Source organism: Streptococcus sp. ALY_208 (assembly GCF_058314295.1).
Window position 1 is genome coordinate 183,030 of the sequence record NZ_JBZFUI010000004.1, and the last position, 26,700, is coordinate 209,729.

Below are 26,700 nucleotides of genomic sequence, written 5' to 3' on the forward strand. Positions count from 1 at the left end.
AAAGAGTCAAAGATATCCCCTTAACCTTAGATTGATATGAAAAATAAAAGACACCTGACAGCAAAGCTACTTTTACCATTTTTAATAGCCTTAACAGTTAGAAATTTTTTGGGTGAACTTTCTCCCTTATCCTACCTGCTTAATAGCATAGCCCTAATCACCTTTTTGACCTTGTATTTAAAATTGCTGCACAAATCATGAAGTAATTAATGGTAGATAAAAATTCCCTACTCATCCAAATCAAAAAAGGAGTATGTATATATCATCATGAAAAGAAAGTTTAAAACAGAATTATTGCCATTAGCCCTAGGGATTATTATCATGCTTATTCTAACCATACTAGAGAAAAAAGCAAAAATAGATTTATTCTATATCCTGGCAGTCTACACTTCCTTCAGTATAGCTGATGAGCTCATGGAGCTTATCAAGCTGTTTAAAAAATCAGAGTAAGACTGATCTATAATGGATTGATATAGAGACTAGATAAGAAGGCAAAATCAAAGGCAGATTTTCTCATAAAAAGAGCCCTATCATATCCTAATAGACTGAGCTATTAGAAAATATGATAGGACTCTAAAATTTAGGACACTCGATCAGTGTCCTTTTTTCTTTTGCCGGCGTTTTTCCTGCTTAAGCTGAAACTGTCTTTCCTTATATTCCTGACGCTTTTGCCGCTTGGAAGCTTTCTTTTCCAGTTTCAGCAGTTCATGACTGGCTTGCAGAGTCTGCTGAGCCTTAGAAGATAGGACAGGTTCTTTCATCTGTTTGCTAATTTCCCTTTGCATTCGCTTAGGATTGATGGATTTATGCACAAGAGATGTATCAGGTTCGTCACTGACCAAACCCAGCCTTTCTTGCTTTTGCATCCATTCGGTCAAATGAAGATGGATAAAATCAAGAATATCGCTGTCCTTGGGCTCCTTGCAAAAGAGATAGCGAAAGGCTTGGTAGCCAAGCTGCTTATCCTGATATTCAATCAAAGCAAACCAGAAACCGCCGTCAAAAAATACTGTCATTTTCATGCCAGCCCTCCAAAAAATAGATTTTGATAAGGGACGACCGGAGGGAAGGTTACTGACAGCTACGGTGATGTAACTGTGTGCAGACTACCCAACTGCACGTGTGTTTTTATATCAATATAAGGCCATTATAGCATTTTATGGTCTATGTTTCTCATAAGCCTCAATCATTTTCTTTTGAGGAGCAGCCATGGGAAACTGATCAAAATCATCGGGGGCTACCCAACGAAGCACTCGCTCACCTTTTAGATCAGTCTTTCTAGTAAGACCTAGCTGAAGCTGGATCTGCCATTTTTGATGGCTAAAGGTATGCTTAACTAGGGGAAACACTTGCTCTGACCAATCAGGCTTGAGCTGGTAAGTTTCCTCGAAAAGTGCCTTTTGTGAAATGGTTTCAAGTACATGAACATCATCATTTTCAAAGAGATTGAGCTGTTGAGCAACGAAATCAGTCTCTTTGATTGGAAAGGTCCAAAACCCTTCTAAGAGCCGTCCATCAGTTTGTTTTTCAAGAAGAAATTCTCCTTTTTGATTACGAATGATAAAGGCTTGAATTTGTATTGGTTTAGGTTTTTTCTTGGGTAATTTGACTGGGTATTTATCATAGCTTCCATGCAAATAGGCTGCATTGAAACTCCGAATAGGACTTTCATCAGGACGAGGATTTTTAGCAGATTCTATATCGGTTCCCAAATCCATCAGAGCCTGATTAAAGTCCCCAGGTCGCTCAGGATCGATCAGCTTTTCCATAATAGCTTGGAAAATTTTCCTGTTTTTAGGATCTCCAATATCATAATCGACTTCAAATAATCTAGCCATAACCCGCATAACGTTCCCATCAACCGCGGGCTCGGGAAGGCCAAAGGCGATGCTGGAAATCGCACCAGCTGTGTAAGGGCCGATACCCTGGAGCGAAGCGATACCCTCATAAGTATCAGGAAATACTCCATCAAATTTCTCCATGATTTGCTGGGCAGCCACCTGCATATTCCGTACCCGGGAGTAGTATCCCAGCCCCTCCCAGGCTTTCAGGAGCTTATCTTCAGGCGCATTAGCCAGATCGATGATCCTTGGAAACCACTCGAGAAATCTTTCATAGTAGGGGATAACAGTTTGGACCTGTGTTTGTTGAAGCATAATTTCTGACACCCAGATAGGATAAGGATCCTTGGTTCTGCGCCAAGGGAGATCCCTTTTCTCGCGATCGTACCAAGCCAATAAAGTTCGGCGAAAATCTTTTATAGTCTTGGGATCCCACATATGGATACCATAATTTCTTAAATCAAGTTTTTTACCCATGACTAGATTATATCAGAAGCTTTCTAGCTCACCTAGTAAAATTTTTATAAAAAAATGAAGAAAGTCATTGACAAATGAAAGCGTTTGCAATATAATAAACATGAAAAGAAGGAAAGGTAAGTAAGGAGGACGAGCTCATGGTTAAGCGAAATCTTTCTAGATATAAAAACGGAGATAAGTCTGGACAGTAGGCAAGGAAATCTCAACTTTACAAAAAAATAGGAAATCTTACGGCTGAGGTGATGTTTATGATGAGACTGACACCATCTAGGTACAAAAACGGTGATTATTAGCTTTAATTGTCGATTAAAGAGTTTAAGAGCCTTTTAGTGGAGGTAGCGCTTATGCTAAGGTTTGATATAAGTCGTTATAAAAATGGAGACCAATCTAGACCAGTTGCATAAAATAGCTAAAGGAGTGATTCCAATGTAATTGGTTGTAGTGTTACCAGCTAAAATATATATGGCTGTAAATGAGGTGATCCATCATGCTAAGAATAAGTCCTAGTCGCTATAAAAACGGAGATCTAATCATCTATTAGCTCCTTATGAGTCATAAAAGGATGTGGTTCCAATGACAAACGAAGATACAAAGTAGGCTATGATTCGAGTGTGCACGAGTCATAGCCTATTTTTATTTATCCTAGACTAAGGGACGTGGCTCAGCGCCCCTCTCAAGCTTCCTATAAATAAGATAGAGCATATGCTGTATAATAATGGGCAATTTGGGAAATACCAACCTCTAATAGTCAGAAAATTTTCTAGCGTGTCTAGCCTCTATCATTTTAGTGTCGCTGTCTTACAATCCATCGAAATCCCTTGTTCAAGCTGGCTTCAAAGAGTAAAATGATAACCAATACTAAAGGATATAAAAGGAGGTTGCTAGCTTGCCTTATTTATTTCTGGCTATCTTTTGGCTCATCCTCATTATTCTGGCTGAAATGATAATCAAAAAAACGAATAACGCCAAACTTAAATTGATTTTATCAACAAGTACAAAAATCGTGACGATTGTCTGGATCATCTATGCCATTTATCTCGTACAATCTTAAAAGTCGGTTTCAAAGACTCTCTATCAATTAAATAAAAGGGATCTGAGCTGATCCTCTTTTTATATGTCAAGTTTCATCTAAAAATATAAGTTCCAGGCTATTTTAAGACAATAAAATTCTTGCAAAATCTATTGAAATCTAGTAATATAATATCTTGTGAGTATCCCTCACTTCCTGCTAGCAAAGACTAGTAGGCATTAGTCCAAAAGGAGGAGAAATATCAATGGCTAAATACGAAATTCTTTATATCATTCGTCCAAACATTGAAGAAGAAGCTAAAAACGCTTTGGTAGCACGCTTTGACTCTATTTTGACTGACAATGGTGCAACTGTTGTTGAATCAAAAGATTGGGAAAAACGTCGCTTGGCCTATGAAATCCAAGATTTCACAGAAGGGCTTTACCATATCGTTAACGTTGAATCCGATAATGCTCATGCTCTTAACGAGTTTGACCGCCTATCAAAAATCAACGGTGACATTCTTCGTCACATGATCGTTAAGCTTGATGCTTAATGCAAGAACAGTAGACTAAGAAGGTAGACTATGATTAACAATGTCGTACTTGTCGGCCGCATGACTCGTGATGCGGAACTTCGATATACCCCGTCCAATCAAGCAGTTGCGACGTTCAGCCTAGCTGTTAATCGTAATTTTAAAAACCAAAATGGGGAGCGTGAAGCCGATTTCATCAACTGTGTTATTTGGCGTCAGCAAGCTGAAAACTTAGCGAATTGGGCTAAGAAGGGTGCTCTGATTGGGATTACTGGCCGTATTCAAACTCGTAATTATGAGAATCAGCAAGGGCAGCGTGTCTACGTGACTGAGGTGGTTGCGGATAATTTCCAACTGTTAGAAAGTCGTGCAGCGCGTGAAAACAGTGCTGGTGGATCATTTGGTGGTCCTGGCACTCCTGTTGCTTCCAATTTTGGTGGAGATAGCAGACAAGAAGCTGCATCAACACCAGATTTTGGTCGTGATGACAGTCCCTTTGGAGCATCAAATCCAGTAGATATTTCAGACGACGATCTACCATTCTAAGCTATCTTGGATAATGACTAAACTATAAAGGAGAAAAGACATGGCTCAACAACGTCGTGGCGGATTCAAACGCCGTAAAAAAGTTGACTACATCGCAGCTAACAAAATTGAATACGTTGATTACAAAGATACTGAATTACTCAGTCGTTTCGTATCAGAACGTGGAAAAATTCTTCCACGTCGCGTAACTGGTACGTCAGCTAAAAACCAACGTAAAGTAACAGCGGCAATCAAACGTGCTCGTGTAATGGCACTTATGCCGTTTGTAAACGAAGACTAATAAAAAAGCCCTCGAGGGCTTTTTTATTAGTCCGGGAATGACTCGCTAAGGTTTTTTATGATAAAACCTAGTCTTGTAAGCTATATCAAATAAATGAGTCTGGAACAAGCCCAGACTTACTAATGATAAATATCTAACTCTCCACAAAAGATACTGCCAGAGAGGATAATGGTTTGAATATCTCCCTTTGAGTCAGCGGAATGAGGACGGATATTTTTAAATTCAGCAAACGTTTTACTAAAATTTTTTGGAACAACTTCCCAGTGTTCAGGAATACGAATTTTAGCAGATCCAAAACTGACATGCACTTTAATTTCAGGTCGGTTAGTCATAAATTGTGCCTGCCTTAAGTCGATTGTTGATTCACCAAAATTTGCTTCAACGTAAACGATATCAAGGTTTTGTGAGCTAACATGGACATGATCTTCTGAGAAAAATGAGCGGGCGGATGCTTCTCTTTCATGATCATAGTGGTGGGAGGCCTGATAGTCTTTAAATTCTTCAGAATAAATCTTACGGTACTTGCCTAATGAGGGCCTAAACAGATGATTGAGTACTACTCCGATTAGAACGATTCCAACAAATAAAGAGGTTTTGGAGTAGTTGAGGTGTGCAAGATCATGCAGGTAATTGGATAGTATAGCTAATCCAATCGCACCAGGAATAAAACTCTTTTGCTGCCAGGCCAAAAAGAAGAAAAAGGCCATAGCAATCAGATTAAAATTGAGGAAGTCAGAAAGATTTGGGATAAAGGCTATCATAATAAAATAAAGAGCCAATAGGCTAAGGAGAATAGTCCCGAGTGAAAAACGTCTCATAATAAAAACTCCAATCTTTTGGGATAAGAAATCTAATGACATATCAATAGCAATAGGGTTTAGACCAGATGATCTAAACCCTGTTGTCTTATAATTACTAATTATTTCGTGGTGTGATTGGTGCTGAAGCCAAAGCACTTTGAATATTGTAACGTTTTTTGAGGTAAAGTTCACCTGCCAAAGCTATACCACCGATAATCATCATAGGAAGTGGCGCAAGTACAGGATTGATAGCTTTAGGAACAAAGCTAGCGATAGAGACAAAGAGGATCCAAATCAATAAAAAGCCAGCGAGATATAGAGCAGATTTTATGAACTTAGGCCGTTCAGATTTAGGCTTGCCCATATGGCGGTAGATAAAATGATACAGAGCATAGAAGGCAGCTCCACCTGATAAGGAGATAATAATAGTTGTCAAAAAGCCATAAGGATAAGTACTACGGCTGCTGATCATGCCGATCAGTCCATAGAAAAGCGAAAAGAGTGAAAAGATCAATAAGCTGCTATCCATCCACATCAACCAAGGATTTTTATTGGTTTCGGAATCTTGAGACACTTCTTTTGAGCTTGTCTCTTCTGATGATGTGAAGCTTTTAGCCCAAATAGTCGGAGCACCGTAAATTTGGCGAGCGGTCATCCCCTGTTTCTGATGCTCCGTGATGGTTGGAACAATGTCAGATAGGATAGCATCAATTTCTTCGGGAGTTTTGCCATCTTGACTTAATTGATGACTGGCAATTTTTATAAATTCCTGATTTTTTTTGGTCAGTTTTTGTAAATCCATGTGTGATTTCCTTTGATAATGTAATTAAAACCAGCGTTTTCTGATGAAATAAATAACGATGGTCAAGCTGAGGACTGAAGCGATTAAAACGATATACCAAAAAGCATGTTCAAGACCGTTTAAGGGCATCGAGTTGTTTTTAAAGTTCATGCCATAGGCAGAGAAGATAACAGTTGGGATATCGAGCGCCATGGTCATGAGAGCCAAAGTTTTCATAATCGAGTTCTGATTATTGGAGATAATAGAAGCAGATGTCTCGGTCATGACGTTGAGGACGTTTTCATAGATGCTAGCCATCTCAATCGCCTGTTGGGTCTCAATAAGCGTATCCTCCAGGAGATCTTCATCGTCCACATATTTCTTTAAGCTAGAAGCATTACCGGTCAGTTTTTTAACAATTCGTTCATTGATTTTTAGCGAAGCCTTCAAATAGATGATGGACTTTTCCAGCTCCATCATATCGATGAGTTGTTCATTTCTCGTTGCCCCTTCCAACTGGGCTTCAATACGGTCACTCTGCCGATCGATCGAACGCAAGGCGGTCAAAAAGAGCTCAGCATTGCGGTAGAGTAATTGAAAGACAAAGCGGGTCTTCATAAAAGTGTAAAAGCCACGAATGCGATTGTTAAAAAAGTGATCAAAAAGCAGCAGTGGCTCCAGACAGGTGGTAATAACAACATCGTTGGTAACAATGATTCCTAAGGGGATAGTGACATAATAATTTTTGCCATTGCGATCTTCTTGAGTAGGAACATCCACGATAATGAGGGTGTAGTTATCCTCGACACTGATACGCGAGCTTTCTTCAGCATCCAAAGGAGCACGAAGATCCGTGATATCAATGTTGAATTGTTCGGCTAGACTGACGGACTCTTCCTGGGAAGGGTTGACCAGATTGATCCAAGCACCAGGCTCGAATGTTTCGATTTCGTTGAGTTGATTATTAGCAGAAAGAAACACCTGTTTCATAGAAACCCTCCTTCAACATAAGATATAGAGTCCTTAGCAGCACCTCATCTAAGACTATAATACAACAGCGCACCTGAGACTGCTAAGTGAGTTTTATAGATCAGCAGATCTCTAAAGCTGCTTTATATAACTGCTTGTAGGCTGAATACAGACCTCCCTATTATACAATATTTAGTGCATTTTGTGGAGGAAGCTGTTAAAAATATTGCTTATTTTTACTAGTCAAGAAACCAAGTTAAAATGAGGAACTCTTGATAAACTAGACCTATTTTGGTAAACTAAAAAGTAAAGTTTTACATGATAGTTGTGGTCTTCCTCCTAGGGGAGAGGTCGTTTAACTGTTAATAACCTTACATGCGCTTAGATAAAGGAGTTCTTTATGTCCGAACGTGGATTGCTGATTGTTTTTTCTGGACCTTCAGGAGTAGGAAAAGGAACAGTGCGTCAGGAGATCTTCTCAACGCCTGACCATAAGTTTGAATACTCTGTTTCTATGACAACACGTTCTCAACGCCCTGGTGAGGTTGACGGTGTCGATTATTTCTTCCGCACACGTGAGGAATTTGAGGAGCTTATTCGCCGAGGTCAAATGCTGGAGTATGCTGAATATGTCGGCAACTACTACGGAACACCCTTGAACTATGTTAATGAGACATTGGATAAGGGAATTGATGTCTTTCTCGAAATTGAGGTCCAAGGTGCTCTACAAGTTAAGAAAAAAGTTCCTGATGGTGTTTTCATCTTTTTGACACCACCAGATTTAGAAGAGCTTAGGGACCGCCTAGTTGGTCGTGGCACTGATAGTCAAGAGGTCATTGCGCAGCGTATCCAGGTTGCCAAAGAAGAGATTGCCCTCATGCGTGAGTATGACTATGCTGTGGTCAACGATGAAGTTCCTCTGGCTGCAGAGCGAGTGAAGCGGATCATCGAAGCAGAACATTTCCGAGTTGATCGAGTGATTGGCCGCTACAACGATATGATTAAAGATATATAAATGTTAGAAAAGAGAATTGCCTTATGATGTTGAAACCTTCTATTGATAAATTGCTAGACAAAGTGCCATCAAAATATTCCCTCTGTGTGCTCCAAGCCAAGCGTGCTCATGAGCTTGAAGCTGGTGCCCAAGCTACTCAAAATTTCAAATCTGTAAAAACAACACTTCAAGCCTTAGAAGAAATTGAATCTGGTAATGTAACGATTCACCCAGATCCAGAAGCTAAGCGTGCAGCAGAATTGGCACGCATTGAGGCGGAACGTCTTGCAAAAGAAGAAGAAGAGCGCAAGATTAAAGAGCAGATTGCTAAAGAAAAAGAAGAAGAGGGCGAAAAGATCTAAAACCAGCCTTGTTCACAAAGATACGAGGCAAGAGAATAGAACAAGTTGCTCACCTTCGCATACGCTTAGATTAATTAGCTGGTATCCCTTGTACAGCACTTAAAAGTCCAGTGTTTTTAAGCTAGTTGCCTCAAATCTAAAAAGTACCCTGTTACAAAGTAGAGGGGAAGATTTAGTTGTCTAAACTGACAAAGCTAATTCTCAACTCTTGCGTCAGTCTGATAAATTTAGAACAATTACTAAAGAGTCTGGACTTTTGTCCCAGACTCTTGCTTAATTTTTAGATAAATTTTTGCAGAGGAAAGGAGGTATTTATGGACCTTGTTGCACAAATTATTGTGGATATTCCCTTAATGCAGACGGATAAGCCTTATTCTTATTCTGTCCCTGATGATTTACAAGGACTGATTAACTTGGGAAGTCGTGTCCATGTCCCTTTTGGAAAGAACAACCGCCTTCTACAGGGATTTGTAGTTGGTCTTGCAAAAGGACAGGTGGATGGATTGAAAGTGATTGAGACTGTTTTGGATTTTGAACCTGTTCTCAACCAGGAGCAGCTCTCTCTAGCTGATCAGATGCGCCACAGTGTCTTTGCTTATAAGATCACCATTTTAAAGTCTATGATTCCTAGCCTTCTTAATTCTAACTATAATCGGCTATTGCTGCCGACACCAGATTTGTCTCAAGATGACCGTCAGGTTATCTTTGGTAACAAAGATCAGGTAACAGATTCATCATTGCCAACCAACCTAGCTCCTAAAGTAGCTCAGTTGGTCAGAAGTGGTCAAATCAAGGCGACTTATCAAGCCAAGGATAAGAAGACGATCAAGACACTTAAGTATGCCCAGTCTGTTCCAGAAGTTTTAGAAACCGTGGAGTGTTCTAAGCGGGCAAAGCGTCGCCAGCAGCTAAAGGATTTTTTACAGCAGCATCCCCAAAAGCATCTGTTGTCTGATCTATTGAAAGATTTTTCACGTGATCAGGTGAATTTTTTTATTGAGCAAGGGGCGCTTAAAATTAAAGAAGTTCAGGTCAATCGGAGTCAGGAGCATTTTGATAAGGTAATAAAAACGGATTTTCTCAAACTAAATGATGAGCAAAAACAAGCCGTTGAGATGATTACTTCTGCTATTGGTCAGGATAACAAACCTTACCTCTTAGAAGGTATCACAGGATCTGGTAAGACTGAGGTTTACCTCCATATCATCGACCGTGTTCTTAAGATGGGAAAAACGGCGATTGTCTTGGTTCCAGAGATTTCGTTGACTCCTCAAATGACAAATCGTTTCATTTCACGGTTTGGTGAGCAGGTTGCCATTATGCATTCTGGATTGTCAGATGGGGAAAAGTATGATGAGTGGCGTAAAATTCGATCTGGCCAAGCCAGGGTTGTAGTGGGAGCACGCTCAGCTATATTTAGCCCCTTGGAGAATATCGGGGCTATCATTATTGATGAGGAGCATGAGGCAACCTATAAGCAAGAATCAAATCCTCGCTATCATGCTCGAGAAGTAGCCCTTATTCGCTCCAAATATCACAAGGCTGTCCTAGTCTTAGGTTCAGCAACACCAAGCATTGAAAGTCGAGCCAGAGCTAGCCGGGATGTTTATCATTTCATCCAGTTGACTCAGCGGGCTAACCCTCTTGCAAAAATTCCAAAGGTAGATATTGTTGATTTTAGAGATTACTTGGGTCAGCAGGAGACGTCTAATTTCACTCCAATCTTATTAGAAAAAATTAGGGATCGTTTGCAAAAAGGAGAGCAGACAGTCCTTATGCTGAATCGTCGGGGCTTTTCTAGCTTCATCATGTGTCGTGAGTGTGGTTATGTGGATGAGTGTCCTAATTGTGATATTTCATTGACGCTGCATATGGATACTAAGACAATGAACTGTCATTACTGTGGTTTTCAAAAGGGAATTCCCCATACCTGTCCTAATTGTGAGAGTAGAAGTATTCGCTACTACGGAACAGGTACCCAAAAAGCCTATGATGAGCTAGCTGAGCTTTTACCTGAAGCGCGTATTCTTCGCATGGACGTCGACACTACCCGTAAGAAGGGAGCACACGAAAGGATTCTTGAGATCTTTGGACGTGGTGAAGCAGACATACTCCTTGGAACGCAAATGATTGCCAAGGGACTGGATTTTCCTAATGTCACCCTAGTAGGTGTTCTCAATGCAGATACCTCACTGAATCTCCCTGACTTTCGATCTGCTGAGAGAACCTTTCAGCTATTGACACAAGTGGCAGGCCGAGCAGGCCGAGCAGAAAAAGAGGGTGAGGTTTTAATTCAAACCTATAATCCTAACAATTATGCGATTAAACTAGCCAAAGCACAGGACTATGAAGCTTTTTATGCTTACGAGATGAAAGTGCGCAAGCAATTAGCTTATCCGCCTTATTATTACACAATTGGCTTGACCTTATCACATAAAAATGAGGAAGCGGTTATCAAGAAGTCTTTTGCCTTGGTTAAACTGCTTAAAGAACAATTGAGTGATCAGATTAAGATCCTGGGCCCAACGCCAAAACCTATCGCAAGGACTCATAACCTTTACCACTATCAAATCATTATCAAATATCGATTCGAGGATAAATTGGAAGCTGTCCTCAATCAGATTTTAGACTTGTCTCAAGACAAGGATAATAAAGATTTACGCTTAATTATCGACCAAGAACCACAGAACTTTGTATAAAAGAGGATAGGACATTATGACAAGATTAATTTTTATGGGCACCCCTGTATTTGCGGCAACTGTATTAGATGGGCTGCTAGCAGATAACAACTATGACATCGTCGCTGTGGTCACGCAACCAGATCGAGCGGTCGGCCGAAAAAAAGAAATTCGCAGAACCCCTGTAAAAGAATTAGCTCTATCCCATCATCTCCCTGTTTATCAGCCTGAAAAATTATCAGGGTCAGAAGAACTTACAGCACTGATGAACTTAAAAGCAGACGGCATTATTACTGCTGCTTTTGGGCAGTTTCTACCAAGTCAGTTATTAGACAATGTTGATTTTGCCCTCAATGTCCACGCTTCACTTCTTCCCAACTATCGTGGCGGTGCCCCTATTCACTATGCCCTCATCAATGGAGATGAAAAAACAGGTGTGACGATCATGGAGATGGTCAAGGAGATGGATGCTGGTGATATAGTGCAGCAGGCTAGTCTAAAGATTACAGATACGGATAATGTTGGCACCCTATTTGATAAACTAGCTATTTTAGGACGTGATCTTTTACTTGAAACCCTACCGGATTATCTGGAAGGAAAACTAGCCCCCATCCCTCAAGATCCCAACAAAGTTAGCTTCTCGCCCAATATTACTCCAGAACAAGAACGCTTAGATTGGAATAAATCAGCTCGTGAACTCTTTAACCATATACGAGGGATGTATCCATGGCCGGTAGCTCACACCCTTTTGAAGGGACAACGCTTTAAAATCTATGAGGCTGTGGAAGCTGAAGGACAAGGGGAACCCGGTCAAATTATCGAGAAGACAAGAAAGGCGCTCATTGTTGCCACAGGACAAGGAGCCCTATCTTTAAAAACTGTTCAACCCGCTGGAAAGCCCAAGATGGCTATCGGTGATTTTCTTAATGGAGTTGGCCGCCAGCTTGAAGTAGGTGATCAGCTTGGTCAATAATACTCTAAAAACAGCACGCTCAGCTGCTCTAGCGGTCTTAGAAGAAGTTTTTAACAAAGGTGCCTACTCTAATATTGCTCTGAACCGTGTACTGGGAGCTAATCATCTATCTGACCAGGATAAAGGGCTAGCAACGGAGATTGTCTATGGAACAGTTGCAAGAAAGATCACTCTGGAGTGGCAGCTAGCCCACTATATTGACGATAGGGATAAGTTGGAACCTTGGATCTATATCCTATTGATGCTCAGCCTTTACCAGTTAGAATTCCTGGATCGCCTACCAGATCATGCTGTAGTCAATCAGGCAGTTGATTTGGCCAAGGAGAGAAGTAAGACAGGGGCTGATAAGCTGGTCAATGCTGTTTTGCGCAAGATAACACAGAAAGAATTACCAGATCCAGCTCAGATTAAGCGTAAAAACAAACGTTATTCGGTTCAGTATTCTCTTCCTGTTTGGTTGGTCAAAAAAATGATCAGCCAGTATGGTGAAGAGCGTGCGCTTAAAATATTTGAAAGTCTACTCACTCGAAATAAAGCTAGTGCTCGTGTGACTGATCCCAATCAGCTCCAATCCCTCTTGGAGCAAATGAAAGCAAAGCCATCTGAGATTTCGCCAGTTGGACTTATCAAAGAGACTGGTTATTTTGCCGGAACCGCTGCTTTTAAAGAGGGTTTAATAACCATTCAAGATGAGTCCAGTCAATTAGTCGCACCGACTCTAAATATACAGGGAGATGAAAATATTCTAGATGCCTGTGCAGCTCCGGGAGGCAAGACCAGTCATATGGCCTCTTATTTAACCACAGGCCATATAACAGCTTTAGACCTCTATGATCATAAGTTGGATTTGATCCGTGAAAATGCCCAAAGGCTTGGCCTAGCAGCTAAGATAAGTGCTCAGAAACTTGATGCTAGAAAGGTTCATGAGTTTTTCGATCAAGATACATTTGACAAAATCTTAGTTGATGCTCCCTGTTCTGGCATGGGACTTATGCGCCGCAAACCTGATATTAAATACACTAAAGAAATTAAAGATTTTGCTAGCCTGCAGGCAGTTCAACTAGAGATCCTAGAGAGTGTTTGTCAAACGCTCAGAAAAAATGGTATAATTACCTACAGCACTTGCACTATTTTTAGGGAAGAAAATCAGGTTGTGATTGAGAAATTTTTAGCCAATCACCCCAACTTTGAGCAGGTAAAGCTGGAACATGAGCAAGAATCAATTATTTCGGAAGGGTGTATCACCATCACCCCCGAATTGTTTCAGACAGACGGATTTTTCATCGCCCAAATCAAGCGTACGTATTAGCGTGAAAGGACAGTTAAACAGATAAATGGAAACTGCTTTAAGAACTGACATTGGACGTAAGCGGTCTGATAATCAGGATTACATTGGTCAATTTTATAATAAATCAGAGTCTCTCCTCATCATACTAGCAGATGGTATGGGGGGGCATCGTGCTGGTAATATTGCTAGCGAGTTGACTGTGACAGACTTAGGTAAAGCCTGGGAAGAAACTGATTTTATAGATCTGAGTGAGATCCGTGATTGGATGATTGAGATGATCGAGCAAGAGAATCAGAAAGTCCACGAGCTTGGAAAAGAAGAGTCGTTTCGTGGGATGGGCACTACTATTGAGGCGGTTGCAGTCGTTAATGAAGCGGCTCTCTATGCTCACCTGGGAGATTCACGAATTGGTCTCATACGTGATGGGAAATATCAGCAATTAACCACCGACCATTCCTTGGTCAATGAGCTTTTAAAAGCTGGACAAATTACTGAGGAGGAGGCTGCTAGTCATCCTCAGCGTAACATCATCACGCAATCTATCGGTCAGCAAGGTCCTATCGAACTTGATTTAGGTGTCCAGCAGTTGGAATCAGGGGACTATCTTTTGCTAAACAGCGACGGTTTAACCAATATGATTACCACTGACATGATCGAAAATATTCTGATGGCTGATGATGGTAGTATCGTTGATAAGGCCAACCTCTTAGTCGAAGCTGCTAATAAGGCAGGTGGATTGGACAATATTACCGTGGGGCTTCTTCACGTAGAAGGTGAGGCAGCATCATGATTCAGATTGGAAAACTATTTGCAGGACGCTACCGCATCCTCAAGTCTATCGGACGTGGTGGGATGGCAGATGTTTATCTCGCCAATGACCTGATTTTGGAAGGTGAAGAGGTAGCTATCAAGGTTCTCAGAACCAATTATCAGACGGACCAGATCGCTGTGACTCGTTTTCAGCGTGAGGCGCGAGCTATGGCTGAACTTAGCCATCCCAATATTGTCTCCATTCGAGACATTGGTGAGGAGGACGGTCAACAATTCCTTGTTATGGAATATGTTGATGGTTCAGACTTAAAGCGCTATATTCAGGAAAACGCTCCTCTGGCTAACAATGAAGTCGTTCATATCATGGAAGAAGTCCTCTCGGCTATGTCATTAGCCCATGAAATGGGGATTATCCATCGAGATTTAAAACCTCAAAATATTCTTCTTACTAAGGATGGAACCGTTAAGGTTACTGACTTCGGTATTGCAGTAGCTTTTGCAGAGACAAGCCTGACTCAGACGAATTCCATGCTAGGTAGTGTCCATTATCTATCACCTGAGCAAGCACGAGGGTCTAAGGCTACAGTGCAGTCAGATATCTATGCGATGGGGATCATGCTCTATGAGATGCTGACTGGTCATATTCCTTATGATGGAGATAGTGCTGTGACGATCGCCCTTCAGCATTTTCAAAAGCCGCTACCTTCGATCATGGATTTTAATCCAGACGTTCCCCAAGCCTTAGAAAACGTTGTCATTAAAGCAACAGCCAAGCGTTTGAGCGATCGCTATCAATCAACCTACGAGATGAGTCGTGATTTGATGAGCAGCTTAAGTTTCAATCGCAGTCGAGAAGCTAAACTGGTTTTCTCAGATAAGGCTGATACGAAAACTCTGCCTAAAATTGAAAATAGTACGGCTAATACTTCAGCTGAGGAGTTGGTTAAAGCGTCTGATAAACAGAAAAAAAATGATCCTAGTAAGAAACAGCAAAACGCTAATAGTAAATCAAAAAACAAGGAAAAATCACAGAAACATCGTCGCCCATTAGGAGTTTTGGGTAAGGTGTTGATCGGGATTATCTTAGTTATTATTGCTATATTTGTCTTTAGACGCTGGGCTTATCCGATGACAGTAGAGGTTCCCAATACAGGCAATGACACGGTTGAGCAGGCAACTAAGGAGATTACAGATTCAGGCCTTAAGGTTGGTAAAGTAATCGAATCCGATAGTTCATCTGTTGATGAAGGAAAGGTTATCCGAACTAACCCTGAAGCAGGTAGCAGTACCAAGGAAGGTACCCGCATCGATATTTATGTATCCTCTGGCCAGGCGAGTATCACTTTAGATGATTACGTGGGACAAGACTATGAAGAAGTAGTCGCAGAGTTGAAAGAAAAATACGGTCTAGATGACTCTCAGATAGAGATCGTCGAAGAAGCCTCGAGCTATTACGCTGAAGGTGAAATCATCAGTCAGTCACCATCCAAGGGAGAAAAGTTTGATCCATCTGGAGATGATAAAATTAAATTTGTTGTCGCCAAAAATGCGACAGCTGATGATACGTCATCCTACGATAGTTCACAATCTTATGGAGATACAGAGTCAACAGAATCGAGTGACAGTCAGTCAGACTCCGATTCAAACTCAGATACAGCTCCATCATCTTCAGATGATAATACCGCTGAAGGAGATGCCGGAGTAACACCTGAGCCATCATCTCCCCCTGAATCAGCTGGTGGTAATGAGTAAATGAGCAAAGATGCTAATTGATAACTAGAATCTGCTGATTAAAGGATTCAGTCTAAGGACTGGATCTTTTTTAGGTCCTAGGACCTATATTGTTTTCAACGGCTTAGGCTTACTGAAATTTAAATAGATTTTTGTTACAATGGCATCATAAATGGGAAATATCTAAATGTTCGAGAGATAAGGATTGATATGAAAAAATTTCAATTTTTTTTATTGGTTGAAGCCTGTCTATTGGTTTTGGCCCTGCTTGGGGTCTTCTCCAATCGAGTGACCTCCTTTGTACTGATTGTAACTATCATCTTGATGGCTATTATTTTTTATAATCGTGACAGTAAAGGACGTTTCTTACTGACTATCTGTGCTCTATTTCTCTTCTTAGTACTGATGCTCAACCCATTTATGGTAGCAGCTATCCTATTAGCAGTCGCTTATACAATTATCAATCATTTTTCTGAAGTTAAGCATCGGAATCGTTATGCCGTTTTAGAATTTGAAAAAGATCAGTTATCTGTATCTCCCCAACCCAATCAATGGATTGGAGCCAGTCGACACATCAGTAGAGACTTTTATACATTTGATGATATTAATGTGATCAGAGTCAGCGGCTCTGATACGATTGACTTATCGAAAGTGATTGTTAAAGGAAAAGATAATGTTGTTATCGTTCGCAAAGTTTATGGTCCCACCAAGATTGTTGTCCCGCGGGAGGTAGCCATCAAACTTGATGTCAGTGCTATTTATGCTAGTGTATCTTATCTTGATTTTCCAGAATATGATTTACGCAACCAGTCTATAAAATTTGAGCAAGAAGAGGATAAAGAACTGCTGCGGTCAGTCAAAATTGTGGTCAATATCATTGCCGGTTCTGTAGAGGTGGTGCGATCATGAAGCGAAATGATTTTATTTTAATTTTTTTATATGTCAGTATTACTGTCGGCTTTATCATCTTCATTATCTTTGATAGTTTAAATTTAGATTATCGCTCTGTTTTTGCTGATACGACAGTACTGGAGCAGTTTGCTTTTTCTGTTATTTTATTGATGTTCTCTATCAGCTTCCTTTTGATTCTGGTCTGGTTAGTCGTAGATGATAATAGTAAACGTCATATTAATAAAAATCTTAGACGTATTATTAGCAATCAGCCAGTTACGGGACAAAGCGAGACAGAGGTAGGTAAAAACCTAGAGCGTTTATCCAAAAAAATGGGTCGCTTAACCACTACCTTGCAAAAGACAGAAAATGCCTATATTACCAACAGTCGTGCCATCGTGACTCAGGAGCGAAAGCGCATAGCACGAGATCTCCATGATACCGTCAGCCAAGAATTATTCGCTTCCTCTATGATGTTATCAGGCGTAGCCCAAAATATTGATATGCTGAGTAAAGAGCAACTTAAGGAGCAACTAAGCTTGATTGAGTCGACCTTGATGGGGGCGCAAAATGATCTGAGAGTTATGCTACTACATCTGCGACCTACTGAATTAGAAGGGCGGACGCTGTCAGAAGGTATTCAGCTGCTCCTAAATGAGTTAAAAGATAAGAGCAATATCGAAATTGTTTTTAAAAAGAATGTCTCTCATTTGCCTAAAGTGATTGAAGACAACCTCTTTAGAATCGCTCAAGAATTTATTTCCAATACCCTAAAGCATGCTCATGCCAGTCGAGTTGAGGTCTATCTTTTTCAAAATGAAAATGATGTCCAATTTAAAATGATTGATAATGGAAAAGGATTTGATATGGATGCCAGTCGTGAGCTAAGCTATGGCTTGAAAAATATTCAAGATCGTGTTGATGATCTGGCAGGAACTCTATCTATGCTTAGTAGCAAGGGAAGCGGTGTCTCTATGGACATTCATATTCCAATTTTTGAAGAAATGATGACAAAAAATAGCGAGGAAAACGATGACAAACAAGACTAAAATTATATTGGTAGATGATCATGAAATGGTTCGTCTGGGGCTCAGAAGTTTTTTTAATATCCAACCAGACGTTGAAATAATTGCTGAAGCTAGCAATGGACGTGAAGGTGTCGAAAAAGCTTTAGAATTAAGGCCTGATGTTGTTGTCATGGATCTAGTTATGCCAGAGATGGATGGTGTAGAAGCCACTTTAGAAATTCTCAAAGAATGGAAAGAGGCTAAAATTTTAGTGCTAACATCCTATTTGGATAATGAAAAGATCTATCCGGTTATCGAAGCAGGAGCCAAAGGCTACATGCTGAAAACATCCAGCGCTGCAGAGATTTTAAATAGTATCCGAAAGGTAGCTAACGGTGAATTGGCGATTGAAACAGAAGTTGATCAAAAGATCCAATATCACAAGCAACACCCCCAGCTCCACGATGACTTAACAGCACGTGAACGTGATGTCCTAAACCTTCTGGCTAAAGGCTATGACAATCAAAGGATCGCAGATGAGTTGTTTATTTCTCTGAAGACAGTTAAAACTCATGTATCCAATATTCTCTCGAAATTAAATGTTGAAGATCGTACTCAGGCTGTTGTCTACGCTTTCCATCACAATCTGGTTCCACAAGATGATTAATAAATGCTATAATAAAAAGGAATTAGACTATCTGGCAGACCCATTTAATAGGGACTATTAGAAAGTGGGGTTAGAGCATGGATGCCAAAACCAAATATAAGGCCAAAAAAATCAAAGCCATATTTTTTGATATTGATGATACCTTGCGTCTCAAAGACACCGGCTATATGCCAGCATCTATTGAGCGGGTCTTTAAGCAACTCAAATCTAAAGGCATTATTACTGGAATAGCCTCGGGACGTGCTATGTATGGCATTGTTCCAGAAATACAAGCCCTGAATCCAGATTATTTTGTGACGATCAATGGGGCTTTTGTACAAAGTAGTAAGGGAGATGTGATCTACGACAATCCTATCCCCCTTGATATTAAGAAATCTTATGTCTCCTGGGCAAAAGAACAAGGGATTGCTTACGGATTTGCTGGGAAAGATGAGCCTATTGTCTCAGAGCGTAGTGCATTGATTGATAGGGCTATAGAACCTGTTTATGGCCAGTGTCGAGTCGATCCAGATTTTTATCTAGAGCATGATGTTTACCACATGTGGACTTTTTCTGAAAACGATGCTGATTTGCGCTTACCTGAGGAGTTGAAAGACCAATTGCGTCTGGTTCCTTGGCATCCCCATTCATCAGATGTTGTTCTATATGAGACATCAAAAGCTTCAGGTGTCTCTCATGTTTTAAAAGCATTGGATTTAAAACCTGAGAATCTCTTGGTTTTTGGTGATGGACCAAATGATAAAGAAATTTTTGATTTTGCTGGTCTAAAAATTGCCATGGGCAACAGTGTCACGGAATTAAAAGAAAAAGCAGATTTTGTAACAAAAACGGTAGAAGAAGATGGCATTGCTTATGCCTTAGAGGAGTTAGGTTTGGTAGAAAAAGAACTGTATTTTCCACAATTGGATTTAAAAAATATCGAAGGCCCTAAAGCTATAATGAAAACGAATCTTGGATCTTTAACGATTCAGCTGTTTCCTGACCAAGCACCTAAAACAGTGGCCAATTTTATCGCTCTAGCCAAAGATGGTTATTATGATGGTATTATTTTTCACCGCATTATTCCTGATTTTATGATTCAAGGTGGTGATCCGACTGGTACCGGCATGGGCGGTGAATCTATCTATGGCGATCGCTTTGAAGATGAATTTTCAGAAGTGCTTTACAATCTTAGGGGGGCGCTATCTATGGCTAATGCTGGTCCAAATACAAACGGTAGCCAATTCTTTATTGTCCAAAATAAAGAATTCCCTTATTCTGCTAAAGAATTAAAACGTGGAGGATGGCCTGAAGCCATTGCAGATGCCTATGTTTCAGGAGGGACACCACATTTGGACCGTCGTCACACAGTTTTTGGCCAATTATTAGATGAAGAATCTTATGATGTTTTAGATAAGATTGCATCAGTTGAAACTGGAGCTCAAGATCGTCCAGTAGAAGATGTTGTGATTGAGTCTATCGAGGTTATTGAGTGATGAAAATCGGTGACAAATATAAAGGAAGAATTACAGGAATAAAACCCTACGGCGCCTTTGTCCAACTAGAAAATGGAACAACAGGCTTAATTCATATATCTGAGATTAAGACAGGTTATATAGAAAATATCTATGATGTATTGCATATCAACCAAGAGGTGGATGTCCAGGTCTTAGATTTAGATGAATTCAGTGAAAAGGCTAGCCTCTCTATGAGAACATTGGAAGAGGAAAAGCATCATTTTTCGCATCGCCACCGATTCTCAAACAGTCGCTATAAGATTGGATTCAAACCCTTAGAGCGACATATGGATCAATGGATCCGAGAAGGACTAGATTACTTATCACAGTAAAAAGAGTTTGAGACAAAAGTAGTCCTTAGTAAATGAAAAAGTAATGGATTTGAGTTGCACTCCAAAAATTAGTATAAAATCTAACTTTTGGAGTGCTTTTTGCACGAAATGAAGTTAAGAAGATAAATTAAAGAATGATGTGCTAAGACGAAATGAAGGGTCTTTGTCTAAGTCTAGTCAATAGTATGGTGTTCAGGCTTCCAAACTCAGTTACATGGTTTACTACAGACAAAGATCTAAGAGAAAAGCCCCCCTTCAAACGGATTTTAATAATGCTGCTCTACTAGGAGCTCTTTCTGTTAGGACTATTACTGTTGCGAGGGTTCTTGCAGCTTTTAGTCCACATTTGGTAATTAGAAAGGAAACAATGATGACAACACTTTATGACTTTACTGTTAAAAATCAAGATGGTACAGACTGCTCCCTTAATCAATACTCAGGAAAGGTGCTATTGGTCGTTAATACAGCGACCGGCTGTGGCTTAACCCCTCAGTATGAGGGATTACAAGCTCTTTACGATGAGTACAAAGAGCAAGGGTTTGAAATCTTAGATTTTCCTTGTAACCAATTCAAGCAGCAAGCTCCGGGAACAGCCGAAGAAAACAATACTTTCTGTACCCTTAACTATAACACCACTTTCCCACGCTTTGCTAAAATTGACGTCAATGGCAAACAAGCTGACCCACTCTACCAATGGTTGAAGCAAGAAAAGAGAGGTGCCTTGGGTAAGACTATCGAATGGAACTTTACTAAATTTCTCATTGACCGTAATGGCAAGGTTGTCAAACGCTTTTCTTCCACCACAGCACCTAAAAAGATGGCTAAAGCTATTGAAATCTTGCTATAAGAAACAAACCCTCCTTTCTGTTTCTAAACAAAGGAGTGCTTTTAAAGATTTGCTGATTTGCCATACTTTGTGCTATAATTTAGAGCGGTGCTAGAGGAGGTCAGATATTATGGAGAATGATACAAAAACTGAAATTGTCTATAAAGAAGAGGTTCACCCGATAAAAGATCAGGGCCCCATGCTACTGGTCATCACAATCTTGTACGTGATTTTTGCTCTTGGTGGATTTCTAGTGGCCTTATTTAGTGGGAGCGATGATGTACTTGATCCCTTCCACTCTGGTCATTCTTTCGGTTCCCTTCGTGATAATCATTCTCTTTATCTTCATCATCGGTTTGTTCTCCTTGTTGTCAGATAAGCGAAGATGGGAAAAATATCACTGCATTCTACGACCAAGTAGTGTGGAAGCCTATGATTTCAACCTAAAAAGTCGTAGAGAATTTCCTTGGAGCGATATCAGCAAAATTGCCTTGAGTAACAAGTTTATTCCAACTGCTCCTAAATGGTTGCGTGATTCGGGTATTCGTGCTGAGTACCCTGGGCTTCAATTTTTTCATGATGGAGGAACAGAGCCCTTCGCCATTGCTGATTGGGGACTAGGTCCTACCTTTTCAAAGAAAGCTTTTAAAGAAGACATCCACCGCTTTGCACCACATATCACCTTTGAAGGTCTAGATGAACCCCAACAAAGCGATGAAAACAATGATGACCAAGCAATTCAGAGCTACTAATCAAATTCCCATTAAAAGAGATTGGGACAGAAGAATAGCTCACAACAAAAACAGAGACTCCCATTAAAAGAGAGTCTCTGTTTTTGTTTGATCTGAACCTTTTGCCCAGTCTCTTTTTAACTATCAAAATCAAATAAACTAGTTGATAAATAACGCTCACCATTATCTGGAAGTAAGGCAAGAATTTTTTTACCCGCTCCAAGTTCTTTAGCTAATTGACGAGCAGCGAAAATGGCAGCAGAAGAAGAAATTCCCGCAAGAAAGCCTTCCTCTCGACCGATATGACGGCCAGTAGCAATAGCGTCATCAGACTTCACACGAATAATACCATCATAAGACTCAGTATCTAGGGTCTCTGGGATAAAACCAGCAGAGATCCCTTGAATTTTATGAGGACCAGGTTGCTCACCTGATAAGATTGCTGATTCATCAGCTTCAACCGCATAGATCGAAATATCAGGATAGGCACTTTTTAAGGCTCTCGAGACTCCAGAGATAGTTCCGCCAGTACCGACGCCAGCTACAAAAGCGTCCAAACCATCAGCACCAAAAGCATCAACAATCTCAGCACCGGTAGTTTTTTCGTGAATAGCAGGGTTAGCAGGATTGTTAAATTGTAATGGAATCCATCCACCAATTTCATCAGCCAGTTCTTCGGCTTTAGCAATAGCGCCCTTCATCCCTTGACTTCCAGGTGTCAAAACAAGCCGTGCACCATAGCCTTGAATGAGCTTACGTCGCTCAACACTCATAGTCTCAGGCATGGTTATAATAACCTTGTATCCCTTGGCAGCTCCAACCCAGGCCAAGCCAATACCAGTGTTACCACTGGTAGGTTCAATGATGGTATCTCCAGGTTTGATGAGTCCTTTTTTCTCTGCATCTTCAATCATAGCCAGAGCAATACGATCTTTGACAGAAGATCCAGGATTGAAAGCTTCAAGCTTCACATAAATATCAGATTGGTCAGATGGATCAGGATTATGCAGTTTTACAATGGGTGTCTGTCCAATGAGATCGACAATATTGTTATAAATTTTTACCATAGATATCACCTCAGTTCAATTAAAAAGTAAATCTAGTATAGGATCAAAGAAGAATTCTGTAAAATACAAATTCTTTATAAAAGTGATAGAGAATACATATCAAGATGTAGGAACAGCTACAGTTCTGTAACCAGCCTTAGTCACAGAAATTTTACCATTATAGAATTCTGTCAAGTCGTTGAGAAAGTCTTCTATATATTCAGAACGAAGAAATACCTTGGTAAGAATCTTATCTGAGAATTCTGTATCTAGTTCTTGCAGATTACGCTGAGATAAAAAGGATGGAAAAGATTGATACTGAGAATAGGATAATTCTATTTCCACTCCCTCCAATTCTCTAATTTCAACTATACCAGTGTCGTCAATGGCATGAGCTACAGAATTTGAGTAAGCCCTTATTAAGCCACCTGTTCCTAATTTAATGCCACCAAAGTAGCGTGTGACAACAGCGACGACATCAGTTAATTCTTTTTTCTCCAAAACATTAAGTATAGGAATACCGGCAGTTCCACTAGGCTCACCATCATCGCTAGAGCGTTTGATCTCAGATTGTTCACCAATAATCATAGCTGAACAAGAATGGTTAGCCTTATAGTGTTCTTTTTTTATTTGAGCAATATAAGCTCTGGCTTCTTCTTCAGATTCAACATGTTTGAGATGGCAAATAAAACGTGATTTTTTTATGGTATCTTCAACGATAATATCCTTAGCAATAGTTTTAAAATTCATAGGAAAATTTTATCATATTTCATCTTAATTTCGGATAAATAGATGATGGATACATTAGAAGATTATTACGGTAGACAATTTTTGGAATTTCAAATAGAAGAATCAGTGCAGAAATTTTCTAAACAGCGTCCAAGTATGATAACCAGAGAAGGACAGTTATTTTGTGGTCGATGTCAGTCGCACATTGATAGCAGATGGATGCTCCCGGATAAGTCATATTATTGTAGGAGATGTATTGTTTTTGGAAGGGTAACTAGTGATTCTTGTCTATACTCACTACCACAACATCCCTTTCCCAAAGAAAATTATCTAAGATGGCAAGGTCAGTTAACCCTATATCAAGACAAAGTATCTAAACAGCTACTATCGACCTTCTTAAGCAATGAGGATGTCTGGATACATGCTGTAACAGGAGCCGGTAAGACTGAAATAACCTACGCTACGATTGCTAAAGCCCTTAGCAAAGGTTATGCAGTAGCTATAGTGAGTCCCAGGGTTGATGTATGCCGCGAATTGTACTCAAGATGCAAAAGAGATTTTTCCTGTGAAATTAGTCTTTTACACCAGGGGTCAAAGCCTTATAAGCGTAGCCCTTTAGTCATTGCAACTATTCATCAACTCTTTAAATTTCATAGAGCTTTTGACCTAATAATTATTGATGAAGTAGATGCCTATCCGTATTCAGGAAATCCTATGTTGGAGGCAGCGGTTGATCTTGCTTTAAAAAAATCAGGTAGACAAATCTTTTTGACAGCTACTTCAACCAAGCAATTGAATAAGCGGGTTAAGAGAGCACAGCTAAAAAAACTTGAATTGCCTAAAAGGTATCACGATTCTGCCATGGTAGTTCCCAAAATGATCTGGATAGGCAGGTTAACGAGTTTACTGAGTCCGAAGCAGATCAAACTTCCTAAAAGACTCCTACATGATATAGAGCTACAAAGGAAAAGTGGCTACCCATTGCTGATTTTCTACCCAACCATTGAAGGAGGTAGATGTTTTAGTAAAAAAATAGGAGCATATTTTAAGAATGAGACGGTAGCGTTTGTATCTAGTGAATCTGAGGAAAGACTCTCTACTGTTGAACGTTTTAGGACAGGGGAGGTCAACATACTTGTTAGCACAACAGTATTAGAAAGAGGTGTCACTTTCCCCAAGGTAGATGTCTTCATTGTGGAAGCTTCTCATAAGTTATATACTGCCTCTGCTCTTATTCAAATGAGCGGGCGTGTGGGAAGAAGTAAAGAAAGGCCGGAAGGTTTATTAAATTTTTACCATAGTGGTAAAACAAAAGCGATGGTACAGGCAATTAAAGAAATTAAGCAAATGAACAAAAAGGCAGGCAAATAAATGGAGTGTTTATTATGCCAACAAAAAATCAGAAAAGAAAAAAGTCTAAAGCAATTATTCGAACTAAAAGAACAATACGATATTTGTTACGATTGCCATTTAAAATTTGAAACCATTGGAGATAAACACTGCAAATGGTGCCACAAGATAGGAATTGAAGGGCTGTGCAGAGACTGCCAAAAATGGCAAGAGAGCGGCTATACGGTAGATCATAAAGCATTATATACTTACAACAGGGCTATGAAAAAATTTTTCTCAAGCTATAAATTTAGTGGGGATTATATGCTAAGATATTGTTTTCAACAGGACATACAATCGGCTCTAAAAATCTATAAAGATTTTGTAGTAATTCCTGTTCCCATAAGCCGTAAAAATTTTAGTCAAAGAAAATTTAATCAAGTTGAGGGACTATTGGAAGCGGCGCACATCAATTTTCAATCCCTGTTAAGAGTCGATGAAAGCAAAAAAATAGAGGACCAATCTAGAAAGACGAAAGTGCAAAGATTAGAAACAAAGCAGTTCTTTTCAATCACAAAAGATCAAAAATTGCCTCCAAAGGTGGTGATTGTTGATGATGTTTATACAACTGGTAAAACACTAATGTTAGCCAAAGAAATATTGTATGAAAATGGTGTGGAAAAAATAAAAACTTTTTCATTGGCAAGATAATGGCTTGCAAAAAATGAGGTAAAGAAGTAAAATAATTATAAAAGAAAGCGTTTTACGCAAGAAAGAGGTAGTCTATGATCACATTTAACATCCGTGGTGAAAACATCGAAGTTACTGAAGCGATCAGAAATTATGTAGAGCAGAAGCTCCTGAAAGTTGAAAAATATTTCAATGATAATCAAAATCTGAACGCCAAAGTCAACCTCAAAGTTTACCGAGAAAAAACTGCTAAAGTTGAAGTGACCATCCCAATTGGAGCAGTTACATTGAGAGCAGAGGATGTTTCACAAGATTTATATGGTTCAATTGATCTTGTTTCTGATAAGATTGAACGTCAAATCAGAAAAAACAAAACAAAAATCGCCAAAAAACATCGTGAAAAAATTGCGGTTGGAGAGATCTTTTCTACTGATTTCATCGCTGAAGAAAATGAAGAGGCTTCAGACATTACCATTGTTAGAACAAAAAATATTGACCTTAAACCAATGGATGCAGAAGAAGCGGTTTTACAAATGGATTTGCTCGGACATGACTTCTTCATCTATAAAGATTCTCAAGATGACTCTGTTAATGTTATCTACAAGCGTGAGGATGGAGCCTATGGCTTAATTGAAGCAAAAAAATAAATACTTCAAAGAACATTCTTATGAAGCCTCAATCATAAGGATGTCTTTTAATATCACAAGGTCATCTGATTTTAAAAAATAAAAAGAAAAATGAGTTGACAAGAGGCGTAGAAGTATAGTAGAATAATGGAGTTGTCTCGAGAGGACAACAAAGACCTTTGAGAACTGAATAGACAAGAAACCAAGCGTGCGGGTTGTAGGAATACGACCTGTCAAAAAAAGAACAATAAGTCAGAAGTGACTGAGTAAGATTAACTTTAAATGAGAGTTTGAT

At 39.7% G+C, this 26,700-nt stretch carries 29 protein-coding genes and 1 pseudogene; 23 read left to right on the plus strand and 7 right to left on the minus strand.

All coding sequences use genetic code 11. From position 1 onward, the window contains the following. The first annotated feature begins 267 nt into the window (after positions 1 to 267). A complete protein-coding gene (locus tag AC4HAI_RS05530) occupies positions 268 to 450 on the plus strand; it encodes a hypothetical protein (RefSeq protein ID WP_491110747.1) in 183 nt (60 codons plus the stop codon). 143 nt (positions 451 to 593) lie between these two features. On the opposite strand, the gene AC4HAI_RS05535 is transcribed toward AC4HAI_RS05530, so the two are convergent. Together AC4HAI_RS05535 and mutY are read right to left on the minus strand one after the other, a co-directional pair. Beyond that, positions 594 to 1,022: a YjdF family protein gene (locus AC4HAI_RS05535; RefSeq protein WP_491110749.1), complete on the minus strand. Its 429-nt coding sequence runs from the start codon at positions 1,020 to 1,022 to the stop codon at positions 594 to 596. A 135-nt stretch (positions 1,023 to 1,157) separates the two neighbouring features. Continuing rightward, the gene (gene mutY / locus AC4HAI_RS05540) at positions 1,158 to 2,318 is read right to left on the minus strand and encodes an A/G-specific adenine glycosylase (protein ID WP_491110750.1); all 1,161 of its coding nucleotides are present in this window, start codon (positions 2,316 to 2,318) and stop codon (positions 1,158 to 1,160) included. Between the two features lie 886 nt (positions 2,319 to 3,204). Between mutY and AC4HAI_RS05545 the strand changes: the two genes are divergently transcribed. The 4 genes from AC4HAI_RS05545 to rpsR all read left to right on the plus strand — a co-directional run bounded on the left by AC4HAI_RS05545 (position 3,205) and on the right by rpsR (position 4,688). Further along, positions 3,205 to 3,369, plus strand: a complete 165-nt coding sequence (locus AC4HAI_RS05545; protein WP_491079311.1) for a hypothetical protein — start codon at positions 3,205 to 3,207, stop codon at positions 3,367 to 3,369. A gap of 223 nt (positions 3,370 to 3,592) precedes the next feature. Then, positions 3,593 to 3,883, plus strand: coding sequence for a 30S ribosomal protein S6 (rpsF, locus tag AC4HAI_RS05550; RefSeq protein ID WP_491079310.1), 291 nt, complete (start codon positions 3,593 to 3,595; stop codon positions 3,881 to 3,883). A 30-nt stretch (positions 3,884 to 3,913) separates the two neighbouring features. Continuing rightward, positions 3,914 to 4,408 (plus strand): single-stranded DNA-binding protein, encoded by a 495-nt coding sequence (locus tag AC4HAI_RS05555; protein WP_491079309.1) that lies wholly within the window; start codon positions 3,914 to 3,916, stop codon positions 4,406 to 4,408. 40 nt (positions 4,409 to 4,448) lie between these two features. Beyond that, positions 4,449 to 4,688, plus strand: a complete 240-nt coding sequence (gene rpsR, locus AC4HAI_RS05560) for a 30S ribosomal protein S18 (protein WP_018030689.1) — start codon at positions 4,449 to 4,451, stop codon at positions 4,686 to 4,688. Between the two features lie 119 nt (positions 4,689 to 4,807). Here the strand turns inward: rpsR and AC4HAI_RS05565 are convergent, their stop codons facing one another. From AC4HAI_RS05565 to AC4HAI_RS05575, 3 genes are all read right to left on the minus strand, one after another. Continuing rightward, positions 4,808 to 5,506, minus strand: a complete 699-nt coding sequence (locus tag AC4HAI_RS05565; protein WP_491079308.1) for a hypothetical protein — start codon at positions 5,504 to 5,506, stop codon at positions 4,808 to 4,810. A gap of 97 nt (positions 5,507 to 5,603) precedes the next feature. Continuing rightward, positions 5,604 to 6,290, minus strand: coding sequence for a DUF1129 domain-containing protein (locus tag AC4HAI_RS05570; protein ID WP_491110751.1), 687 nt, complete (start codon positions 6,288 to 6,290; stop codon positions 5,604 to 5,606). Positions 6,291 to 6,314: 24 nt separating this feature from the next. Further along, complete coding sequence (locus AC4HAI_RS05575; RefSeq protein ID WP_491079306.1) at positions 6,315 to 7,259, minus strand: magnesium transporter CorA family protein; 945 nt, start codon at positions 7,257 to 7,259, stop codon at positions 6,315 to 6,317. A gap of 379 nt (positions 7,260 to 7,638) precedes the next feature. Between AC4HAI_RS05575 and gmk the strand changes: the two genes are divergently transcribed. The 15 genes and pseudogenes from gmk (at position 7,639) to AC4HAI_RS05650 (ending at position 22,006) form a co-directional block, all read left to right on the plus strand. Next, a complete protein-coding gene (gmk, locus tag AC4HAI_RS05580; protein WP_491079305.1) occupies positions 7,639 to 8,253 on the plus strand; it encodes a guanylate kinase in 615 nt (204 codons plus the stop codon). A 23-nt stretch (positions 8,254 to 8,276) separates the two neighbouring features. Beyond that, positions 8,277 to 8,594, plus strand: a complete 318-nt coding sequence (rpoZ, locus tag AC4HAI_RS05585) for a DNA-directed RNA polymerase subunit omega (protein ID WP_491079304.1) — start codon at positions 8,277 to 8,279, stop codon at positions 8,592 to 8,594. A 314-nt stretch (positions 8,595 to 8,908) separates the two neighbouring features. Further along, positions 8,909 to 11,293 carry a primosomal protein N' gene (locus AC4HAI_RS05590; protein ID WP_491110752.1) on the plus strand — a complete coding sequence of 795 codons (2,385 nt, stop codon included), beginning with the start codon at positions 8,909 to 8,911 and terminating at the stop codon, positions 11,291 to 11,293. A 16-nt stretch (positions 11,294 to 11,309) separates the two neighbouring features. Then, complete coding sequence (gene fmt / locus AC4HAI_RS05595; RefSeq protein WP_491079302.1) at positions 11,310 to 12,245, plus strand: methionyl-tRNA formyltransferase; 936 nt, start codon at positions 11,310 to 11,312, stop codon at positions 12,243 to 12,245. Next, positions 12,229 to 13,554 (plus strand): 16S rRNA (cytosine(967)-C(5))-methyltransferase RsmB, encoded by a 1,326-nt coding sequence (gene rsmB, locus AC4HAI_RS05600; protein ID WP_491079375.1) that lies wholly within the window; start codon positions 12,229 to 12,231, stop codon positions 13,552 to 13,554. Before fmt ends, rsmB begins: the two co-directional genes overlap by 17 nt. A 25-nt stretch (positions 13,555 to 13,579) precedes the next feature. Then, positions 13,580 to 14,323 (plus strand): Stp1/IreP family PP2C-type Ser/Thr phosphatase, encoded by a 744-nt coding sequence (locus tag AC4HAI_RS05605; RefSeq protein ID WP_491079301.1) that lies wholly within the window; start codon positions 13,580 to 13,582, stop codon positions 14,321 to 14,323. Then, positions 14,320 to 15,915: pseudogene (pknB, locus tag AC4HAI_RS05610) on the plus strand (Stk1 family PASTA domain-containing Ser/Thr kinase); the annotation flags it as partial. The gene AC4HAI_RS05605 and the pseudogene pknB, both read left to right, overlap by 4 nt. A 330-nt stretch (positions 15,916 to 16,245) precedes the next feature. Continuing rightward, positions 16,246 to 16,944: a cell wall-active antibiotics response protein LiaF gene (liaF, locus tag AC4HAI_RS05615; RefSeq protein ID WP_491079299.1), complete on the plus strand. Its 699-nt coding sequence runs from the start codon at positions 16,246 to 16,248 to the stop codon at positions 16,942 to 16,944. Further along, on the plus strand, positions 16,941 to 17,975 hold the full coding sequence (locus AC4HAI_RS05620; protein ID WP_491110753.1) for an envelope stress sensor histidine kinase LiaS: 1,035 nt from the start codon (positions 16,941 to 16,943) through the stop codon (positions 17,973 to 17,975). The genes liaF and AC4HAI_RS05620 overlap by 4 nt, the downstream gene beginning before the upstream one ends. After that, on the plus strand, positions 17,959 to 18,600 hold the full coding sequence (locus AC4HAI_RS05625; RefSeq protein ID WP_491110755.1) for a response regulator transcription factor: 642 nt from the start codon (positions 17,959 to 17,961) through the stop codon (positions 18,598 to 18,600). The genes AC4HAI_RS05620 and AC4HAI_RS05625 overlap by 17 nt, the downstream gene beginning before the upstream one ends. 77 nt (positions 18,601 to 18,677) lie before the next feature. Beyond that, on the plus strand, positions 18,678 to 20,075 hold the full coding sequence (locus AC4HAI_RS05630) for a Cof-type HAD-IIB family hydrolase (protein WP_491110757.1): 1,398 nt from the start codon (positions 18,678 to 18,680) through the stop codon (positions 20,073 to 20,075). Beyond that, positions 20,075 to 20,428 carry a S1 RNA-binding domain-containing protein gene (locus AC4HAI_RS05635; RefSeq protein WP_491079295.1) on the plus strand — a complete coding sequence of 118 codons (354 nt, stop codon included), beginning with the start codon at positions 20,075 to 20,077 and terminating at the stop codon, positions 20,426 to 20,428. The genes AC4HAI_RS05630 and AC4HAI_RS05635 overlap by 1 nt, the downstream gene beginning before the upstream one ends. 370 nt (positions 20,429 to 20,798) lie before the next feature. Beyond that, a complete protein-coding gene (locus AC4HAI_RS05640) occupies positions 20,799 to 21,275 on the plus strand; it encodes a glutathione peroxidase (RefSeq protein WP_491110758.1) in 477 nt (158 codons plus the stop codon). Positions 21,276 to 21,384: 109 nt separating this feature from the next. Beyond that, on the plus strand, positions 21,385 to 21,633 hold the full coding sequence (locus tag AC4HAI_RS05645) for a hypothetical protein (protein WP_491110759.1): 249 nt from the start codon (positions 21,385 to 21,387) through the stop codon (positions 21,631 to 21,633). After that, a complete protein-coding gene (locus tag AC4HAI_RS05650; protein WP_491110761.1) occupies positions 21,623 to 22,006 on the plus strand; it encodes a hypothetical protein in 384 nt (127 codons plus the stop codon). Before AC4HAI_RS05645 ends, AC4HAI_RS05650 begins: the two co-directional genes overlap by 11 nt. A gap of 116 nt (positions 22,007 to 22,122) precedes the next feature. On the opposite strand, the gene cysK is transcribed toward AC4HAI_RS05650, so the two are convergent. Both cysK and AC4HAI_RS05660 read right to left on the minus strand, forming a co-directional pair. Next, positions 22,123 to 23,052: a cysteine synthase A gene (gene cysK / locus AC4HAI_RS05655; RefSeq protein WP_491079294.1), complete on the minus strand. Its 930-nt coding sequence runs from the start codon at positions 23,050 to 23,052 to the stop codon at positions 22,123 to 22,125. Between the two features lie 99 nt (positions 23,053 to 23,151). Beyond that, positions 23,152 to 23,781 carry a YigZ family protein gene (locus AC4HAI_RS05660; protein WP_491110762.1) on the minus strand — a complete coding sequence of 210 codons (630 nt, stop codon included), beginning with the start codon at positions 23,779 to 23,781 and terminating at the stop codon, positions 23,152 to 23,154. A 45-nt stretch (positions 23,782 to 23,826) separates the two neighbouring features. Between AC4HAI_RS05660 and AC4HAI_RS05665 the strand changes: the two genes are divergently transcribed. From AC4HAI_RS05665 to hpf, 3 genes are all read left to right on the plus strand, one after another. Continuing rightward, the gene (locus AC4HAI_RS05665; protein ID WP_491110771.1) at positions 23,827 to 25,131 is read left to right on the plus strand and encodes an ATP-dependent helicase ComFA; all 1,305 of its coding nucleotides are present in this window, start codon (positions 23,827 to 23,829) and stop codon (positions 25,129 to 25,131) included. Next, on the plus strand, positions 25,132 to 25,800 hold the full coding sequence (locus tag AC4HAI_RS05670) for a ComF family protein (protein WP_491110764.1): 669 nt from the start codon (positions 25,132 to 25,134) through the stop codon (positions 25,798 to 25,800). Between the two features lie 74 nt (positions 25,801 to 25,874). Further along, positions 25,875 to 26,426, plus strand: coding sequence for a ribosome hibernation-promoting factor, HPF/YfiA family (gene hpf, locus AC4HAI_RS05675; protein ID WP_491110765.1), 552 nt, complete (start codon positions 25,875 to 25,877; stop codon positions 26,424 to 26,426). Positions 26,427 to 26,700 lie beyond the last annotated feature (274 nt).

Bases quoted from the DNA above. Each gene is read 5' to 3' on its own strand.
- AC4HAI_RS05530 (WP_491110747.1), top strand. From the start codon at position 268: ATGAAAAGAAAGTTTAAAACAGAATTATTGCCATTAGCCCTAGGGATT.
- AC4HAI_RS05535 (WP_491110749.1), bottom strand. From the start codon at position 1,022: ATGAAAATGACAGTATTTTTTGACGGCGGTTTCTGGTTTGCTTTGATT.
- mutY (WP_491110750.1), bottom strand. From the start codon at position 2,318: ATGGGTAAAAAACTTGATTTAAGAAATTATGGTATCCATATGTGGGAT.
- rpsF (WP_491079310.1), top strand. From the start codon at position 3,593: ATGGCTAAATACGAAATTCTTTATATCATTCGTCCAAACATTGAAGAA.
- AC4HAI_RS05555 (WP_491079309.1), top strand. From the start codon at position 3,914: ATGATTAACAATGTCGTACTTGTCGGCCGCATGACTCGTGATGCGGAA.
- rpsR (WP_018030689.1), top strand. From the start codon at position 4,449: ATGGCTCAACAACGTCGTGGCGGATTCAAACGCCGTAAAAAAGTTGAC.
- AC4HAI_RS05565 (WP_491079308.1), bottom strand. From the start codon at position 5,506: ATGAGACGTTTTTCACTCGGGACTATTCTCCTTAGCCTATTGGCTCTT.
- AC4HAI_RS05570 (WP_491110751.1), bottom strand. From the start codon at position 6,290: ATGGATTTACAAAAACTGACCAAAAAAAATCAGGAATTTATAAAAATT.
- AC4HAI_RS05575 (WP_491079306.1), bottom strand. From the start codon at position 7,259: ATGAAACAGGTGTTTCTTTCTGCTAATAATCAACTCAACGAAATCGAA.
- gmk (WP_491079305.1), top strand. From the start codon at position 7,639: ATGTCCGAACGTGGATTGCTGATTGTTTTTTCTGGACCTTCAGGAGTA.
- rpoZ (WP_491079304.1), top strand. From the start codon at position 8,277: ATGATGTTGAAACCTTCTATTGATAAATTGCTAGACAAAGTGCCATCA.
- AC4HAI_RS05590 (WP_491110752.1), top strand. From the start codon at position 8,909: ATGGACCTTGTTGCACAAATTATTGTGGATATTCCCTTAATGCAGACG.
- fmt (WP_491079302.1), top strand. From the start codon at position 11,310: ATGACAAGATTAATTTTTATGGGCACCCCTGTATTTGCGGCAACTGTA.
- AC4HAI_RS05605 (WP_491079301.1), top strand. From the start codon at position 13,580: ATGGAAACTGCTTTAAGAACTGACATTGGACGTAAGCGGTCTGATAAT.
- liaF (WP_491079299.1), top strand. From the start codon at position 16,246: ATGAAAAAATTTCAATTTTTTTTATTGGTTGAAGCCTGTCTATTGGTT.
- AC4HAI_RS05620 (WP_491110753.1), top strand. From the start codon at position 16,941: ATGAAGCGAAATGATTTTATTTTAATTTTTTTATATGTCAGTATTACT.
- AC4HAI_RS05625 (WP_491110755.1), top strand. From the start codon at position 17,959: ATGACAAACAAGACTAAAATTATATTGGTAGATGATCATGAAATGGTT.
- AC4HAI_RS05630 (WP_491110757.1), top strand. From the start codon at position 18,678: ATGGATGCCAAAACCAAATATAAGGCCAAAAAAATCAAAGCCATATTT.
- AC4HAI_RS05635 (WP_491079295.1), top strand. From the start codon at position 20,075: ATGAAAATCGGTGACAAATATAAAGGAAGAATTACAGGAATAAAACCC.
- AC4HAI_RS05640 (WP_491110758.1), top strand. From the start codon at position 20,799: ATGACAACACTTTATGACTTTACTGTTAAAAATCAAGATGGTACAGAC.
- AC4HAI_RS05645 (WP_491110759.1), top strand. From the start codon at position 21,385: ATGGAGAATGATACAAAAACTGAAATTGTCTATAAAGAAGAGGTTCAC.
- cysK (WP_491079294.1), bottom strand. From the start codon at position 23,052: ATGGTAAAAATTTATAACAATATTGTCGATCTCATTGGACAGACACCC.
- AC4HAI_RS05660 (WP_491110762.1), bottom strand. From the start codon at position 23,781: ATGAATTTTAAAACTATTGCTAAGGATATTATCGTTGAAGATACCATA.
- AC4HAI_RS05665 (WP_491110771.1), top strand. From the start codon at position 23,827: ATGGATACATTAGAAGATTATTACGGTAGACAATTTTTGGAATTTCAA.
- AC4HAI_RS05670 (WP_491110764.1), top strand. From the start codon at position 25,132: ATGGAGTGTTTATTATGCCAACAAAAAATCAGAAAAGAAAAAAGTCTA.
- hpf (WP_491110765.1), top strand. From the start codon at position 25,875: ATGATCACATTTAACATCCGTGGTGAAAACATCGAAGTTACTGAAGCG.